The sequence below is a fragment of the Streptomyces sp. MMBL 11-1 genome (assembly GCF_028622875.1).
In the GTDB taxonomy this organism is placed as follows: Bacteria; Actinomycetota; Actinomycetes; order Streptomycetales; family Streptomycetaceae; genus Streptomyces.
The window spans coordinates 3194913-3208327 of the sequence record NZ_CP117709.1; the positions used below are offsets into that span (position 1 = coordinate 3194913).

13 protein-coding genes are annotated in these 13415 nt (G+C 73.3%); 7 read left to right on the forward strand and 6 right to left on the reverse strand.

All coding sequences use genetic code 11. The features are described from left to right. Nucleotides 1-128 precede the first annotated feature (128 nt). From PSQ21_RS13725 to PSQ21_RS13750, 6 genes are all read left to right on the forward strand, one after another. On the forward strand, nt 129-377 hold the full coding sequence (locus PSQ21_RS13725; RefSeq protein ID WP_274030791.1) for a hypothetical protein: 249 nt from the start codon (nt 129-131) through the stop codon (nt 375-377). Continuing rightward, a complete protein-coding gene (locus PSQ21_RS13730) occupies nt 374-1117 on the forward strand; it encodes a sulfite exporter TauE/SafE family protein (protein WP_274030792.1) in 744 nt (247 codons plus the stop codon). The genes PSQ21_RS13725 and PSQ21_RS13730 overlap by 4 nt, the downstream gene beginning before the upstream one ends. A 336-nt stretch (nt 1118-1453) precedes the next feature. After that, nucleotides 1454-2323 (forward strand): DUF4253 domain-containing protein, encoded by an 870-nt coding sequence (locus PSQ21_RS13735; RefSeq protein ID WP_274030793.1) that lies wholly within the window; start codon nt 1454-1456, stop codon nt 2321-2323. Nucleotides 2324-2403: 80 nt separating this feature from the next. Further along, nucleotides 2404-4455: a hypothetical protein gene (locus PSQ21_RS13740; protein WP_274030794.1), complete on the forward strand. Its 2052-nt coding sequence runs from the start codon at nt 2404-2406 to the stop codon at nt 4453-4455. Nucleotides 4456-4503: 48 nt separating this feature from the next. Continuing rightward, nucleotides 4504-4887: a hypothetical protein gene (locus PSQ21_RS13745; protein ID WP_274030795.1), complete on the forward strand. Its 384-nt coding sequence runs from the start codon at nt 4504-4506 to the stop codon at nt 4885-4887. A gap of 18 nt (nt 4888-4905) precedes the next feature. Then, the gene (locus tag PSQ21_RS13750) at nt 4906-5376 is read left to right on the forward strand and encodes a hypothetical protein (protein ID WP_274030796.1); all 471 of its coding nucleotides are present in this window, start codon (nt 4906-4908) and stop codon (nt 5374-5376) included. A 25-nt stretch (nt 5377-5401) separates the two neighbouring features. On the opposite strand, the gene hemB is transcribed toward PSQ21_RS13750, so the two are convergent. The 6 genes from hemB to PSQ21_RS13780 all read right to left on the reverse strand — a co-directional run bounded on the left by hemB (nt 5402) and on the right by PSQ21_RS13780 (nt 12081). Next, nucleotides 5402-6409, reverse strand: coding sequence for a porphobilinogen synthase (gene hemB / locus PSQ21_RS13755; protein ID WP_274030797.1), 1008 nt, complete (start codon nt 6407-6409; stop codon nt 5402-5404). 207 nt (nt 6410-6616) lie between these two features. Continuing rightward, a complete protein-coding gene (locus tag PSQ21_RS13760; protein WP_274030798.1) occupies nt 6617-8287 on the reverse strand; it encodes a bifunctional uroporphyrinogen-III C-methyltransferase/uroporphyrinogen-III synthase in 1671 nt (556 codons plus the stop codon). Continuing rightward, the gene (hemC, locus tag PSQ21_RS13765; RefSeq protein ID WP_274030799.1) at nt 8284-9270 is read right to left on the reverse strand and encodes a hydroxymethylbilane synthase; all 987 of its coding nucleotides are present in this window, start codon (nt 9268-9270) and stop codon (nt 8284-8286) included. The genes PSQ21_RS13760 and hemC overlap by 4 nt, the downstream gene beginning before the upstream one ends. Beyond that, nucleotides 9267-10775: a glutamyl-tRNA reductase gene (locus PSQ21_RS13770; protein ID WP_274030800.1), complete on the reverse strand. Its 1509-nt coding sequence runs from the start codon at nt 10773-10775 to the stop codon at nt 9267-9269. The genes hemC and PSQ21_RS13770 overlap by 4 nt, the downstream gene beginning before the upstream one ends. After that, nucleotides 10772-11533, reverse strand: coding sequence for a redox-sensing transcriptional repressor Rex (locus PSQ21_RS13775; RefSeq protein WP_274030801.1), 762 nt, complete (start codon nt 11531-11533; stop codon nt 10772-10774). The genes PSQ21_RS13770 and PSQ21_RS13775 overlap by 4 nt, the downstream gene beginning before the upstream one ends. Nucleotides 11534-11790: 257 nt before the next feature. Next, entirely contained in the window at nt 11791-12081 is a 291-nt protein-coding gene (locus tag PSQ21_RS13780) for a glutaredoxin family protein (RefSeq protein WP_274030802.1), read from the reverse strand. A gap of 223 nt (nt 12082-12304) precedes the next feature. On the opposite strand from PSQ21_RS13780, the gene PSQ21_RS13785 reads away from it, so the two are divergent. Beyond that, nucleotides 12305-13264: an HAD family hydrolase gene (locus tag PSQ21_RS13785; RefSeq protein ID WP_274030803.1), complete on the forward strand. Its 960-nt coding sequence runs from the start codon at nt 12305-12307 to the stop codon at nt 13262-13264. The last annotated feature ends 151 nt before the right edge of the window (nt 13265-13415 follow it).

Sequence of the window (13415 nt, forward strand, 5' to 3'; positions counted from 1 at the left end):
GGCGACCGTACGGCGAGGTCCGGGCCCGGCGACGTCGCGTCGGGGAACGCCCGGGAACGCCCGGGATCCGGTGGCCGCCCCGGTACCTGCGACAACTTCCTGCACGACTGCGTTCGAAAGGTCCTGTGATGTCCCTGTTCTCCCGAGACAAGAAACGGGTCACCGTCGAGGAGACCCATCGGCACACCCAGGGTGCCCCCGCCCCGGCCGTCCCGCTGGACGTACGGGAGCGCAGCGGGAACCGCTCGCAGCAGGCCGTCGGGCCGCTCCGTGCGCGTGGCATGGACGCGGTGGACGTCGAGGGCGGCACGCGGCAGTGGGCCGCAGCCGCGTACTCGGTGGTCGGCTCGGGTGGCGACGAGAGCTCGAAGACATGACTGCCCTGATCCTCGCGGTCATCGCCGGAGCCGTGGTCGGCCTGGCGCTCGGCGGCCTCGGCGGTGGCGGCAGCGTCCTGGCCGTCCCCGCCCTGACCTACCTGATCGGCATGGAACCGGCAGCCGCGATCACCGCCAGTCTGATCATCGTCGCCCTCACGTCGATCACCGCGCTCACCGGACACGCGCGGGACGGCAACGTGGCCTGGCGGACCGGGCTGCTCTTCGCGGCGGCGGGAATCATCCCCGCCATGCTCGTCGGCACGGCCGCCGGCCATCTCCCCCAGGCCGGCCTCACCCTCGCCTTCGCCGCCGTCGCGGGACTCGCCGCACTGCGCATGCTGCGACCCGCACCCGCCCCGGCCACGGGCGAGGTACGCCCCGTCAAGGCCGGTGCGGCCGGAGCCGGCCTCGGCGCCATGACCGGACTGCTGGGCGTGGGCGGCGGCTTCCTCGCCGTACCGGCCCTGACACGCGTGCTGAACCTCCCCGTGCGCCGGGCCATCGGCACCAGCCTGCTGGTCATCACCATCAACTCGCTCGCCGCGCTCGGTGCCCGGGCCGGTGTCGGAACACCTCTGGACTGGTCCGTCATCGCGCCCTTCACCGCCGCCGCCATCCTCGGCGCCTGGGACGGCAAACGCTACGCACAACGGCTCAGCGGCAACACGCTGCAGCGCCTCTTCGCCTACGCCCTGCTCGCGGTGGCGGCCTTCATGCTCGCCGACGCCTTCGTCTGACCTCTCCGAGCCGTTCCCTTCCCGCCTCCCCCGGCCGGTTTCCGGCCGAGCCCGCCACCCGCTGGGAGTGGAACGCCACGGATGACGAAGACCGCCACGCCCCAGGGGCCCGGCAGGCCCGCCGTGACCTCGCCACCGGAGCGCTCACCGCACGCTTCCGCCGACGCCGACTCCTGCTCATCGGCAGGCTGTTCGGCGTCCCCCGGCCCCTGGGCCGCAACGGCACCCGTGACGCCCGTGACGCCCGTGACGCCCGTGACGCCCGTGACAAGGGTGCTGCCCGTGGCAAGGGTGCTGCCGGGGACGTTGTCAGTGGCCCCGCTTAGGCTCCCCGTCATGGCGACGCTCCCCAATCCCCTGCCCTCACTGGCCTCCTCCGGCCTGGACCTCCCGCCCGGCTCCCTGGTGGACGCCACACTGGACGGCCCCTGGCACGAGCCGCTGCTCTGGTACGCGGACGGCCCGGCCGAACTGCGCGACTGGCCGAGGCTGCGGGCGGCCGGGCGACCGCTCGGGCTGCTGCCGGTCCTGGTCACCGGCGGCCGACGCGACCAGTGGCCCGAGGAGTGGGACCTCTGCCCGGACGACACGTCGTACCCCGGCGACCACGACGCCGAGGAGGTGCTCGCGGGCTACTGGACGGACCACGCGGCCGACGAAGTGGCCCCGGAGAACGCCGGATCGGACACGGACGGGACCGGACCGGACGCGGACGGGACCGGGCCGCACACGGACGGCTCCGCGGGCCCCGGCTCCTGGCCCGGCCTCGCGCCCGTCCCCGCCCGTGAGGCGGCCGAGGACGCCGACGTCGCGGCGGCGGGACTCGCGGGCGTGATCGCCGCCGACCCGGACGCATGGCTCGGCGGGGCCCGGATGGCTCTCGTCCCGGCCCGCCGCAGCGCCGACATACCGGCGGCGATCGGCTGGTCGGGCCCGATGAACCACGAGAACGACGTGGCCCGGCTCTGCGCGGTCCTCCGCTCCTGGGAGGACCGCTACGACGCCCGGGTCGTGGTGCTCGGCTTCGACACGATGATCGTCTCCGTGGGCCGCCCGCCCGCCACCGCCGAGGAGGCCCGCGCCCTGGCCGCCGAGCACTACGCGTTCTGTCCGGACAACATCGACCAGTCCCCGCCGTACGACCTCGACGCCTACGCCGAGAAGGCCGTGCTCAACCAGGAAGCGTGGTCGTTCTGGTGGGACTGACCCAGCCGGGGCCGGAGGCAGCGGGACCAGCGGCAGCGGGACCGGGGACAGCAGGACCAGGCACGACGGGACGGGACACGATGGCACCGGACAAGGGCCGCCCGGCCGGGCGGCGCTCCGACCTCAGCAGCGTCAAGAAGTGGTGGCGCACGCTCGGCGGCGACGGCTTCGCCGTCCTCCCGCCGCCGACCCGGAGCCGCTACACCCAGTCCGACGGCCACGAGGACGCGGCCGAGATGTTCGCGGCCCGATCCCTCCCCACCAGCACCTCCTTCTCCTACTGGCACTGGCAGTCCCACTCCGCCTTCGACCGCTCCGGCGGCCTGGAGCGCGAGCTGTACATCCACTGGGGCGGCGACCACGCCACCGTCGCCGCCGGCCTCGGCGACGGCCCGGCCGGCTACCGGGTCATCGACAACGGCCCGCAGGGCGCGTTCGGGCTCGACAAGGTCACGGAGAAGGACGACGACGGACTGCCCGACCCCGAAGACACCGCGGGGGTGCGCCAGTTCCTCGCCCGCCTCGGCACACCCCGCGCCCGGACCGCCCGTGCCGTGGAGCACGCCCCGCTGACCGCCGCCGAGGAGAGCTGGCTGCACGACCGGCTGCGCGATCCGGTGGAGCTGTCCGGGGCGGCGGGGTTCGTCACCGCGCTGGAGGCCCGGCAGGCGCTGACCGCCGAGGAGACGTCACGGCTGCTGCCGGCCTGGCGGGAGGAGTACGCCGGGCGGCTCACCGCATGGCCCGCCTGGGCGGCCCTGCTGGACGCGCTGCTCCGCCACGACCACGAGGCGGTCTGGGACACGGTGGCGAGCCTCGGCCCCCTGGCGTCCGACACCCTCGGCGCGGCCCCCTCCCCCCGGGCCCTGGACATCCTGCGCGGGTGGTCGCTCACCGGCCGGCCCGACGCGATCCGCGCCTGGCTCGCCGTGCACGGGGCGGTCCACGGAACCGATCCGGTACGGACCGCCGGCGTGCTCGCCGGGGAGCTGACCGCACACGAGGCCCCCGAGACATCCCTGAGCAGACTGTTCGGCGCGCTCAGCGCCACCGTCACCGACGACTGGCGTGCGGCCCGGCCCACGGAGGACCACACGGCCGCCAAGGCGTTCGCGGCCCTCACCGCCGTCCGCCTCGCCACCGACGAGAACCTGCCGCGCCCCCTGCGCGAGGCCGCCGCGCTCAGTGCGTACGACCAGGTCGCCCACGTACGGGAGCGGGCGGCCCTGTATGCCGGCGTCACCGAGGCCGAGGTGCTCGCCGCCGCCGACCGCTACGAGGCCGCCCGCGACGGCCTCCTCGCGGGCACCGGCCCCGAACTCACCGGCTACGAGGGCCGCCTGGGCGACATCTACCACCGCTACCGCGTCCTCACCCCCGCCGACGTCCAGTGGCTGCGCGCCCGGGTGGCCGACCCGTCCACCGGCGTCCAGGGCATCGCGTTCTGCCTCGAACTGCTCCACGCCCACGGCGAGGCGGGCGAAGCCGAGCTGACAGCGCTCCTGCCGCGCTGGAAGAAGGAGCTGACCAAGCAGTACCGCACCACCTACACCGAGTGGCGACACCCGCTGGTCACCCTGACCTGCCTCGCCCAGGATCTGGGCCACCCGGCCGCCGAAGCGCTGCTGGCCTGGTGGGCGAAGCCCAAGCCGCTCTGGAAGAACCCGGTCCGGCTGCTGACCCACCTCGGCGCACCGGACGAGGCGAAAGCCGCCGAGCTCTGGGACTTCGTGGTCTCCGGCGCCCACGACACCGGGCACCTGATGACCTGGGTGCTGCTCCGTGCCCGGCTCGACGGCACCCACCCCCTGCTCGTCGCCGAGCGGCTGATCGGACAGCGCGGCGTCCGCGCGTACGTCCTGCACCGGGTCCTGATCGGAGTGGCCGATCCCGCCCAGCCGCTCTGGCACTACGACATCGACCCGCGCAGTCACAGCTGGCTGCTGCGCGCCCAGGAGGTCGCCGACGACCCCCGCCTCACCGACGCGGCCCGTGCCATCGGCCTGAAGACCGCCCGCGAGCACTACGTGTTCCGCTACCCGGACCAGGTCAGCCCGCCCCTCACGGACGGGCAGCTGGCGGCGGCACACGCCTGGGCGGAGGCCCGCGCCGACAGGACCGCCGCGGACTGAGCCCTCGTACTCATGCGGGCGGCAGGCCCCGGGGGTTGACTCGGCCCCATGAGCGAGAACCACCACGACGGCGACAGCACACCGGTGACCGGCCCCGCGCACGCCCCCGACCCCCGCGCGTGGGTCGCCCCGCTGATCTCCACGATCGTGACACTGCCGATGGGGCTCGTCGCGCTGTTCATCGGCGGTCTCACCCCGATGGCGTGCGACTCCTGCAACGGGGCGGCGGCCGACCGCTTCGACGCGAGCTTCACCACCGCGTGGACCGTCCTGTGCACCGGCCTGGTCCTCGCCCTGATCGTGCTGATCGCCGCCTGGGCCACCCCCCACCAGCTCCGCCACGCCGCCCGCCGCGTGGGCCTGGCCCTCACCGCCCCCACCGTCGTCGGGGTCACTTTCGTAGCATTCATGGCACTGGTCGACTGGCCCTGACAGAAAGTGTCCACCCCCATGAACGACACGAACCTCACGACCACGACGGAAACGGCCGAAGCCGCAGAACGTCTGATAGCCGAGTTCCGCGCCCTGCCCGCCACCAGCGACCGCAAGCCCGAGATCATCACCGAGCTGGACGCCAACGCCCACGCGCTGCCGTTCCTCGTCTCGGTCGTCGCCGACGCCGGCGAATACGGCCTCGCACGCGTCGAGAGCGCCACCGTCCTGCGCCTGTGGCCCCCGGCCGATCCCGCTCTCCGCCACGAAGCGGGCCGCGCCCTGCTCACGGCCCTGCGGGACCCGCGGGAGGACCTGGTCCGCCAGTACGCGGCGATGTCGCTGGCGCCCTACACCGGCGACCCGGTCGTCGCCACGGTCCTGGACACCACCGCACGGGCCGACGAGGACCCGCTCGTACGGGACAGCGCCCGCTTCTCCATCGAGGAGGCCCACCGGCTCCAGGAGACCGGAGCGGGTGGGCCGTGAAACACGCCGGGTGGAGCGGACCGGCTCAGCGCCGCCCGTCCCGCCCGAGCCACTGGGCCGCCTCGGTCGCCCAGTAGGTGAGGATCATCTGCCCCCCGGCCCGCCGGATCCCGGTCAGACTCTCCAGGATCGCCTTGTCGCGGTCGATCCAGCCCCGCTCGGCGGCGGCCTCGATCATCGCGTACTCGCCGCTGATCTGGTACGCCGCGACCGGCACGTCCACGGACTGGGCGACCTTGGCGAGGATGTCCAGATACGGTCCGGCGGGCTTCACCATGACCATGTCCGCGCCCTCCTCCAGGTCCAGCGCCAGCTCCCGCAGCGACTCACGCGCGTTGGCCGGGTCCTGCTGGTAGGTCTTGCGGTCACCGGTGAGCGAGGAGCCGACGGCCTCACGGAAGGGGCCGTAGAACGCCGAGCTGTACTTCGCGGTGTAGGCGAGGACCGACACGTCCTCGTACCCGGTCTGGTCCAGGGCGTCGCGGACCACGCCGACCTGGCCGTCCATCATCCCGCTGGGGCCCACCACATGGGCCCCGGCGTCCGCCTGGACCTGGGCCATCTCCGCGTACCGCTCCAGCGTCGCGTCGTTGTCCACCCGTCCGGCGTCGTCGAGGACCCCGCAGTGGCCGTGGTCGGTGTACTCGTCCAGGCACAGGTCCGACATCACGACCAGGTCGTCACCGACCTCCTCGCGGACCGCGCGCAGGCCGGCCTGGAGGATGCCGTCCGGGTCCGTGCCCGCCGTGCCCCGGGCGTCCTTCTTCGCGTCCTCCGGCACACCGAAGAGCATGATCCCCGAGACCCCGGCCGAGACCGCCTCGACGGCCGCCTTCCGCAGGGTGTCCAGGGTGTGCTGGTACACACCGGGCATCGACGAGATGGCGACCGGGGCGTCGATGCCCTCCCGCACGAACGCGGGAAGGATCAGGTTCGCGGGGTCGAGCCGTGTCTCGGCGACCATCCGCCGCATCGCCGGGGTCGTCCGCAGCCGCCGGGGGCGGGAGCCGGGGAAGTTTCCGTACGCAGTCATCCTTCGACGATAGACCCGTACACCGTCAGGTCTTACCGACACCCGCGCCGGGAAAGACCCACGGACAGACCCACGGACAGGGCCGCGAACAGGGCCGCGAACGGGCCCACGTATCGGCCCGCGTATCGGCCCGCGTATCGGCCCGGAGAACGGCAGCGGGCCCGGCCGCCGAAGCGACCGGGCCCGCTCACCCCCGTACCCCTGTCACTACGTCGTCGTCCGGCGCCTGCGCGCACCCGGGCGCCGCTCGCTCGGCCGGGTCACCGGGTCACCGGCCTCCTTCGCCGCGTCCCGGCGCTGCGCGCCGAAGGCGGCGAGCGCCTCGGCGAGCTTGTGCACGGACGGCTCCGGCGACAGCACGTCGACCCGCAGGCCGTGCTCCTCGGCGGTCTTCGCGGTGGCGGGGCCGATACACGCGATCACGGTCACGTTGTGCGGCTTGCCCGCGATGCCGACCAGGTTGCGCACCGTCGAGGACGAGGTGAACAGGACCGCGTCGAAGCCGCCGCCCTTGATCGCCTCGCGGGTGTCGGCCGGCGGCGGCGAGGCGCGGACCGTGCGGTACGCGGTGACGTCGTCGACCTCCCAGCCCAGCTCGATGAGCCCGGCCACCAGGGTCTCGGTGGCGATGTCCGCACGCGGCAGGAACACCCGGTCGATCGGGTCGAAGACCGGGTCGTAGGGCGGCCAGTCCTCCAGCAGCCCGGCGGCGGACTGCTCGCCGGACGGCACCAGGTCCGGCTTCACGCCGAAGTCGATCAGCGCGGCGGCGGTCTGCTCGCCGACGGCGGCGACCTTGATGCCGGCGAAGGCGCGGGCGTCGAGCCCGTACTCCTCGAACTTCTCCCGGACCGCCTTGACGGCGTTCACGCTGGTGAAGGCGATCCACTCGTAGCGCCCGGTGACCAGGCCCTTGACCGCGCGCTCCATCTGCTGGGGCGTACGCGGCGGCTCGACGGCGATCGTCGGGACCTCGTGCGGCACCGCACCGTAGGAACGCAGCTGGTCGGAGAGTGACGCGGCCTGCTCCTTCGTACGCGGGACGAGCACCTTCCAGCCGAACATCGGCTTCGACTCGAACCACGAGAGCTGGTCGCGCTGGGCGGCGGAGCTGCGCTCTCCGACCACGGCTATGACCGGCCGGTGGCCCTCGGGCGAGGGCAGCACCTTGGCCTGCTTGAGGACCTGGGCGATCGTCCCGAGGGTCGCCGTCCAGGTGCGCTGGCGGGTGGTGGTGCCCGCGATCGTCACGGTGAGCGGGGTGTCGGGCTTGCGGCCGGCGGAGACCAGCTCACCGGCGGCGGCGGCCACCGAGTCCAGCGTGGTGGAGACGACGGCGGTCGCGTCGCTCGCGCCGACCTCGCTCCAGCACCGGTCGGAGGCGGTACGGGCGTCGACGAAGCGGACGTCCGCGCCCTGCGCGTCCCGCAGCGGCACCCCGGCGTACGCGGAGACGCCGACGGCGTTCGCGACGCCCGGGACGACCTCGAAGGGCACCCCGGCGGCGGCGCAGGCGAGCATCTCCGCCCCCGCGTTCCCGTCCAGGCCCGGGTCGCCCGCGACAGCACGGACCACCCGCCTGCCGCCCTTCGCGGCCTCCATGACAAGATTGGCCGCATCCCTGAGAACGGGTACACCGACGGTTGTTGACGGGGTGTCAACGACGGTCAGCTCAGGCGTGCTCACGCCTGCCCGCGCATGGCTGCGGACCACGTCCAGCACATCGGGCTCGGCGACAAGGACGTCCGCGCTCGCGAGCGCCTCGACGGCGCGCAGGGTCAGCAGTCCCGGGTCGCCGGGACCGGCGCCGAGGAAGGTGACCTGACCCTGTGCGGACAGGACCGGAAAGTCGGATGCGGCGGGGCCGGTGGGGCTCAAAGTGCTCGCTCCCCCATAAGACCGGCCGCACCCTTGGCGAGCATCTCGGCCGCGAGTTCGCGACCGAGGGCCGCCGCGTCGTCGTGCGACGTGGGGACGGGACCGGTGGTGGACAGCTGTACGAGCGAGGAACCGTCGGTGGTACCGACGACTCCGCGCAGGCGCAGTTCGTTGACAACCTGTCCGTCGACCAGGAGGTCGGCCAGCGCACCCACAGGTGCGGAGCAGCCGGCCTCCAGGGCGGCGAGCAGGGCACGCTCGGCGGTCACGGCGGCCCGGGTGTACGGGTCGTCGAGCTCGGCGAGCGCGGCGGCGAGGTCGGCGCTGGACGCGGCGCACTCGATCGCCAGTGCTCCCTGGCCGGGAGCGGGCAGGACGGTGTCGACCGACAGGAACTCGGTCACCTCACCGCTCCGGCCGAGACGGCTGAGCCCGGCGGCGGCGAGAACCACCGCGTCGAGCTCCCCGTCGCGCACGAACCCGATCCGCGTGTCGACGTTGCCCCGGATGGGGACGGTCTCGATCCGCAGTCCGTGGGACCGGGCGTACGCGTTGAGCTGCGCCATGCGGCGCGGCGAACCGGTGCCGATGCGGGCGCCGTCGGGCAGCTGCGCGAAGGTCAGCCCGTCCCGGGCGACCATCGCGTCGCGCGGGTCCTCGCGCTGCGGCACGGCCGCCAGCACGAGGTCGTCGGGCTGGCTGGTCGGCAGGTCCTTGAGCGAGTGGACGGCGAAGTCCACCTCGCCCCGCAGCAGCGCCTCGCGCAGGGCCGCGACGAACACGCCGGTCCCGCCGATCTGTGCCAGGTGCTCGCGGGAGGTGTCCCCGTACGTGGTGATCTCGACGAGCTCGACGGCGCGCCCGGTCACCTCGCGAACCGCCTCGGCGACGAGTCCGGACTGGGCCATGGCGAGCTTGCTGCGCCGGGTTCCCAGCCGGAGCGGCGCGGAGTTCCGCGCGCCCGGGGATGAGTTGTGGGTCATGACCGCCCTCTATTCGGGTCGTTCAGGTCTGCCCGGGAGACGGCGGCCACCGTCTGCGGGTCGAGGTCGAAGAGTTCTCGCAGCGCGTCCGCGTACCCGGCTCCGCCGGGCTCGCTGGCGAGCTGCTTGACCCGCACGGTGGGCGCGTGCAGGAGTTTGTCGACGACGCGGCGCACGGTCTGGGTGATCTCGGCGCGCTGCTTCTCGTCCAGGTCGGGAAGGCGGCCGTCCAGCCGGGCGATCTCGCCGGCGACCACGCCGGCGGCCATGGTGCGCAGGGCGACCACGGTCGGGGCGACGTGCGCGGCGCGCTGGGCGGCGCCGAAGGCGGCCACCTCGTCGGAGACGATGGTGCGGACCCGGTCCACATCGGCGGCCATCGGGGCGTCGGCGGACGCCTCGGCGAGCGACTCGATGTCGACGAGGCGCACACCGTCGATGCGGTGGGCGGCGCCGTCGATGTCCCGCGGCATGGCGAGGTCGAGCAGGGCCAGCCGGACCGGGCCGGTCGACTGGGCGGGCACGGTGACCCGGCGCGGCGCGCTCGCCGGGCCGGCCTGTGCGGCGGAGACCGCGGAACCGTTCTCCACCCAGGCGGCGTGCTGGTCGACGTCGGCCGGGGCCGGGGTGACGGTGACCGCCGGCCGCTCGGGCGCGGCGCCCAGGGTCACGCCCAGGGCGTCGGCGAGTGCGTCGGCGGTGAGCACGAGGCCCGTGGAACCGGTGCAGGAGACGACGATGTCGGCACGTGTCAGTTCGTCACCGACCGCGGACATCTCGACGGCCCGGGCGCGCACCGCGGTGTCGTCGCCCTGCTGGAGGATCTCCACCAGGCGGTCCGCGCGGGAGCGGGTCCGGTTGGCGACGACGATGTCGGCGACACCGGTGCGCGCGAGGGTCGCGGCGGCCAGCGAGGACATGGACCCGGCGCCGATGACCAGGGCCCGCTTGCCGGCGGCCCAGCGCCCGGGGTCGGCCCCGGCGGCGAGCTGCTGGAGTCCGAACGTGACGAGCGACTGCCCGGCCCGGTCGATCCCGGTCTCGCTGTGGGCGCGCTTGCCGACCCGCAGGGCCTGCTGGAAGAGGTCGTTCAGCAGCCGTCCGGCGGTGTGCAGCTCCTGGCCGCGCGCGAGCGCGTCCTTGATCTGGCCGAGGATCTGTCCCTCGCCGACGACCATCGAGTCGAGGCCGCAGGCCACCGAGAAGAGGTGGTGGACGGCCCGGTCCTCGTAGTGCACATAGAGATACGGAGTGAGCTCTTCCAGACCGACGCCGCTGTGCTGGGCGAGCAGGGTGGACAGCTCGGCGACGCCCGCGTGGAACTTGTCCACGTCGGCGTACAGCTCGATGCGGTTGCAGGTGGCCAGCACGGCGGCCTCGGTCGCGGGTTCCGCGGCGAGGGTGTCCTGGAGCAGCTTGGCCTGGGTCTCGGCAGCGAGGGAGGCCCGCTCCAGGACGGAGACGGGGGCGCTGCGGTGGCTCAGCCCGACGACGAGGAGACTCATGCCGGCATCACGGCGGGCATGTCCCCGTCAGGTCCCTTCCGGCTGGCGGGCGTGGAGCGCATCGGGGGCGCGCCCTCGTCCTCGGCGGCGGCGTCCTCGCCGGCCTTGCGCTGCTCGTGGAACGCGAGGATCTGGAGCTCGATGGAGAGGTCGACCTTGCGCACGTCGACGCCCTCGGGCACCGACAGCACGGTCGGCGCGAAGTTCAGGATGGAGGTCACACCGGCGGCGACGAGCCGGTCACAGACCTGCTGGGCCGCGCCGGGCGGGGTGGTGATCACACCGATGGACACACCGTTGTCGCTGATGATCCGGTCCAGGTCGTCCGTGTGCTGGACGGCGATCCCGGCCACCGGCGTACCGGCCATGGCGGGGTCCGCGTCGATCAGCGCCGCCACGCGGAAGCCGCGGGAGGCGAACCCGCCGTAGTTGGCGAGGGCCGCGCCGAGGTTTCCGATGCCGACGATGGCGACCGGCCAGTCCTGGGTGAGCCCGAGCTCGCGCGAGATCTGGTAGACGAGATACTCGACGTCGTACCCGACACCGCGGGTGCCGTAGGAACCCAGATAGCTGAAGTCCTTGCGCAGCTTCGCCGAGTTGACGCCGGCCGCCGTGGCCAGCTCCTCGGAGGAGACCGTGGGCACCGATCGCTCGGAGAGCGCGGTCAGGGCGCGCAGGTACAACGGAAGTCGGGCGACGGTGGCCTCGGGAATTCCTCGGCTACGGGTCGCCGGTCGGTGAGTTCGGCCAGTTGCCACGGTGCTCCTGCGGGATGAGCGGGGCTGCAGGCGGCCGTATGTCCCAGGACCGCCCCGTCGAATGCAGGCTATGTCTTTGTGAACGCGTGCACAAAGATAGTGTCCGTTTTGTCTGGTCAAAGTGACCGGGGTCACGCACATTCCCCGCGCGATCCCGGAACCGGGGACCGCATCAACCCGTTGCAGCCTCGAAGGGGGCAAAGCAGTACACACTCCTCACAGCCAAGCCCCCGAGGCCACCCAAAACGCCCACAATGTTAACCGGGTTTCGCGTCCGCACCCAGCGCCTTGCGCAGTCTCGCCGGGTCCACGCGCCAGAACGTGTGCTGTTCGTCATCGATCAGCACCACCGGAATCTGCTCCCAGTACTTCTGGTACAGCTCCTCGTCCTCGGTGATGTCCTTCTCCACCCACGACGCACCGGTCTCCTCGCACACCGCGCCCACCACCGCCCGCGCGTCCTCGCACAGATGACATCCGGGCTTCCCCACCAGCGTGACCACCCGCTCGGCGGGCTTCTTCCTCTTACGTCGCAACAGAGCACTCATGCCTTCATTCTGCGCCCGTCACGCCCGCCCCCCGGGCCCGCGACGCCTTCCTCCCGAGCCCGTGGTGCCCTCTTCCCGAGCGCGCGACGCCCGTGTTCCGCGCCTGTCGGCCACCACCCCGGGCCGCCCGGAATCAACCGATTCACCATTCCGACCCGCAGCGTTCACGCTCACGCATCGCGGCAGGTCGGGCAGGTGCGGACGGACTGGCTATGCTCACCGCATGGCCGCTCTTGGATGGCTCACACCCCGTAGGCGTTCCGCTACCGCACGGAGCGTCCTGGCAGGCGAGGCCGCCGCCGAGGCCGCGCGCAGGACCTCGGCCGCCGAGGACGAATCCGCCCTCCTGGTCAAGGCCCCGGAAGAAGCGGACGCGACGCCTCCCGAGGAGCCCGCGTTCCCGGTCGCCGGGGACGACCGCGCCGCCGCCTTCTTCGACCTCGACAACACCGTCATGCAGGGCGCCGCGATCTTCCACTTCGGCCGCGGCCTCTACAAGCGGAAGTTCTTCGAGCGCCGCGAACTCACCCGGTTCGCCTGGCAGCAGGCCTGGTTCCGGCTGGCCGGCGTCGAGGACCCCGAACACATGCAGGACGCCCGCGACAGCGCCCTGTCCATCGTCAAGGGCCACCGCGTCTCCGAGCTGATGTCCATCGGCGAGGAGATCTACGACGAGTACATGGCCGACCGCATCTGGCCCGGCACCCGGGCCCTGGCCCAGGCCCACCTGGACGCCGGACAGAAGGTGTGGCTGGTCACCGCCGCCCCCGTGGAGACCGCCACCATCATCGCCCGCCGCCTCGGCCTGACCGGCGCGCTCGGCACCGTCGCCGAATCGGTCGACGGCGTCTACACCGGCCGCCTGGTCGGCGAACCCCTCCACGGCCCCGCCAAGGCCGAGGCCGTCCGCGCCCTCGCCATCGCGGAGGGCCTGGACCTGGAGCGCTGCGCCGCCTACAGCGACTCGCACAACGACATCCCGATGCTCTCCCTGGTCGGCCACCCCTACGCGATCAACCCGGACACCAAGCTCCGCAAGTACGCGCGCGCCCGCGACTGGCGGCTGCGCGACTACCGCACCGGCCGCAAGGCGGCCAAGGTCGGCATCCCGGCCGCCGCCGGGGTCGGCGCGCTCGCGGGCGGCACCGCCGCGGCCGTCGCCCTGCACCGCCGCCGCCGCTGACCCACGCCCGCACCCCCTCCGTAACCCCTCCCGCACCCTCCCCGCCCCGTGCCGCCCACCGCGAACGGCCACGGGGCGCAGCCACGCCCGGGGCCGGACGGCCGATCGCGAGCCGGTCCGCCGGAGCGGGCGACGCCCCCTCCGGCCTGCC

What these genes read in the sequence shown, in the direction of transcription:
- PSQ21_RS13725 (WP_274030791.1), top strand. Translation starts at nt 129, where the DNA reads ATGTCCCTGTTCTCCCGAGACAAGAAACGGGTCACCGTCGAGGAGACC.
- PSQ21_RS13730 (WP_274030792.1), top strand. Translation starts at nt 374, where the DNA reads ATGACTGCCCTGATCCTCGCGGTCATCGCCGGAGCCGTGGTCGGCCTG.
- PSQ21_RS13735 (WP_274030793.1), top strand. Translation starts at nt 1,454, where the DNA reads ATGGCGACGCTCCCCAATCCCCTGCCCTCACTGGCCTCCTCCGGCCTG.
- PSQ21_RS13740 (WP_274030794.1), top strand. Translation starts at nt 2,404, where the DNA reads ATGGCACCGGACAAGGGCCGCCCGGCCGGGCGGCGCTCCGACCTCAGC.
- PSQ21_RS13745 (WP_274030795.1), top strand. Translation starts at nt 4,504, where the DNA reads ATGAGCGAGAACCACCACGACGGCGACAGCACACCGGTGACCGGCCCC.
- PSQ21_RS13750 (WP_274030796.1), top strand. Translation starts at nt 4,906, where the DNA reads ATGAACGACACGAACCTCACGACCACGACGGAAACGGCCGAAGCCGCA.
- hemB (WP_274030797.1), bottom strand. Translation starts at nt 6,409, where the DNA reads ATGACTGCGTACGGAAACTTCCCCGGCTCCCGCCCCCGGCGGCTGCGG.
- hemC (WP_274030799.1), bottom strand. Translation starts at nt 9,270, where the DNA reads ATGACCCACAACTCATCCCCGGGCGCGCGGAACTCCGCGCCGCTCCGG.
- PSQ21_RS13770 (WP_274030800.1), bottom strand. Translation starts at nt 10,775, where the DNA reads ATGAGTCTCCTCGTCGTCGGGCTGAGCCACCGCAGCGCCCCCGTCTCC.
- PSQ21_RS13780 (WP_274030802.1), bottom strand. Translation starts at nt 12,081, where the DNA reads ATGAGTGCTCTGTTGCGACGTAAGAGGAAGAAGCCCGCCGAGCGGGTG.
- PSQ21_RS13785 (WP_274030803.1), top strand. Translation starts at nt 12,305, where the DNA reads ATGGCCGCTCTTGGATGGCTCACACCCCGTAGGCGTTCCGCTACCGCA.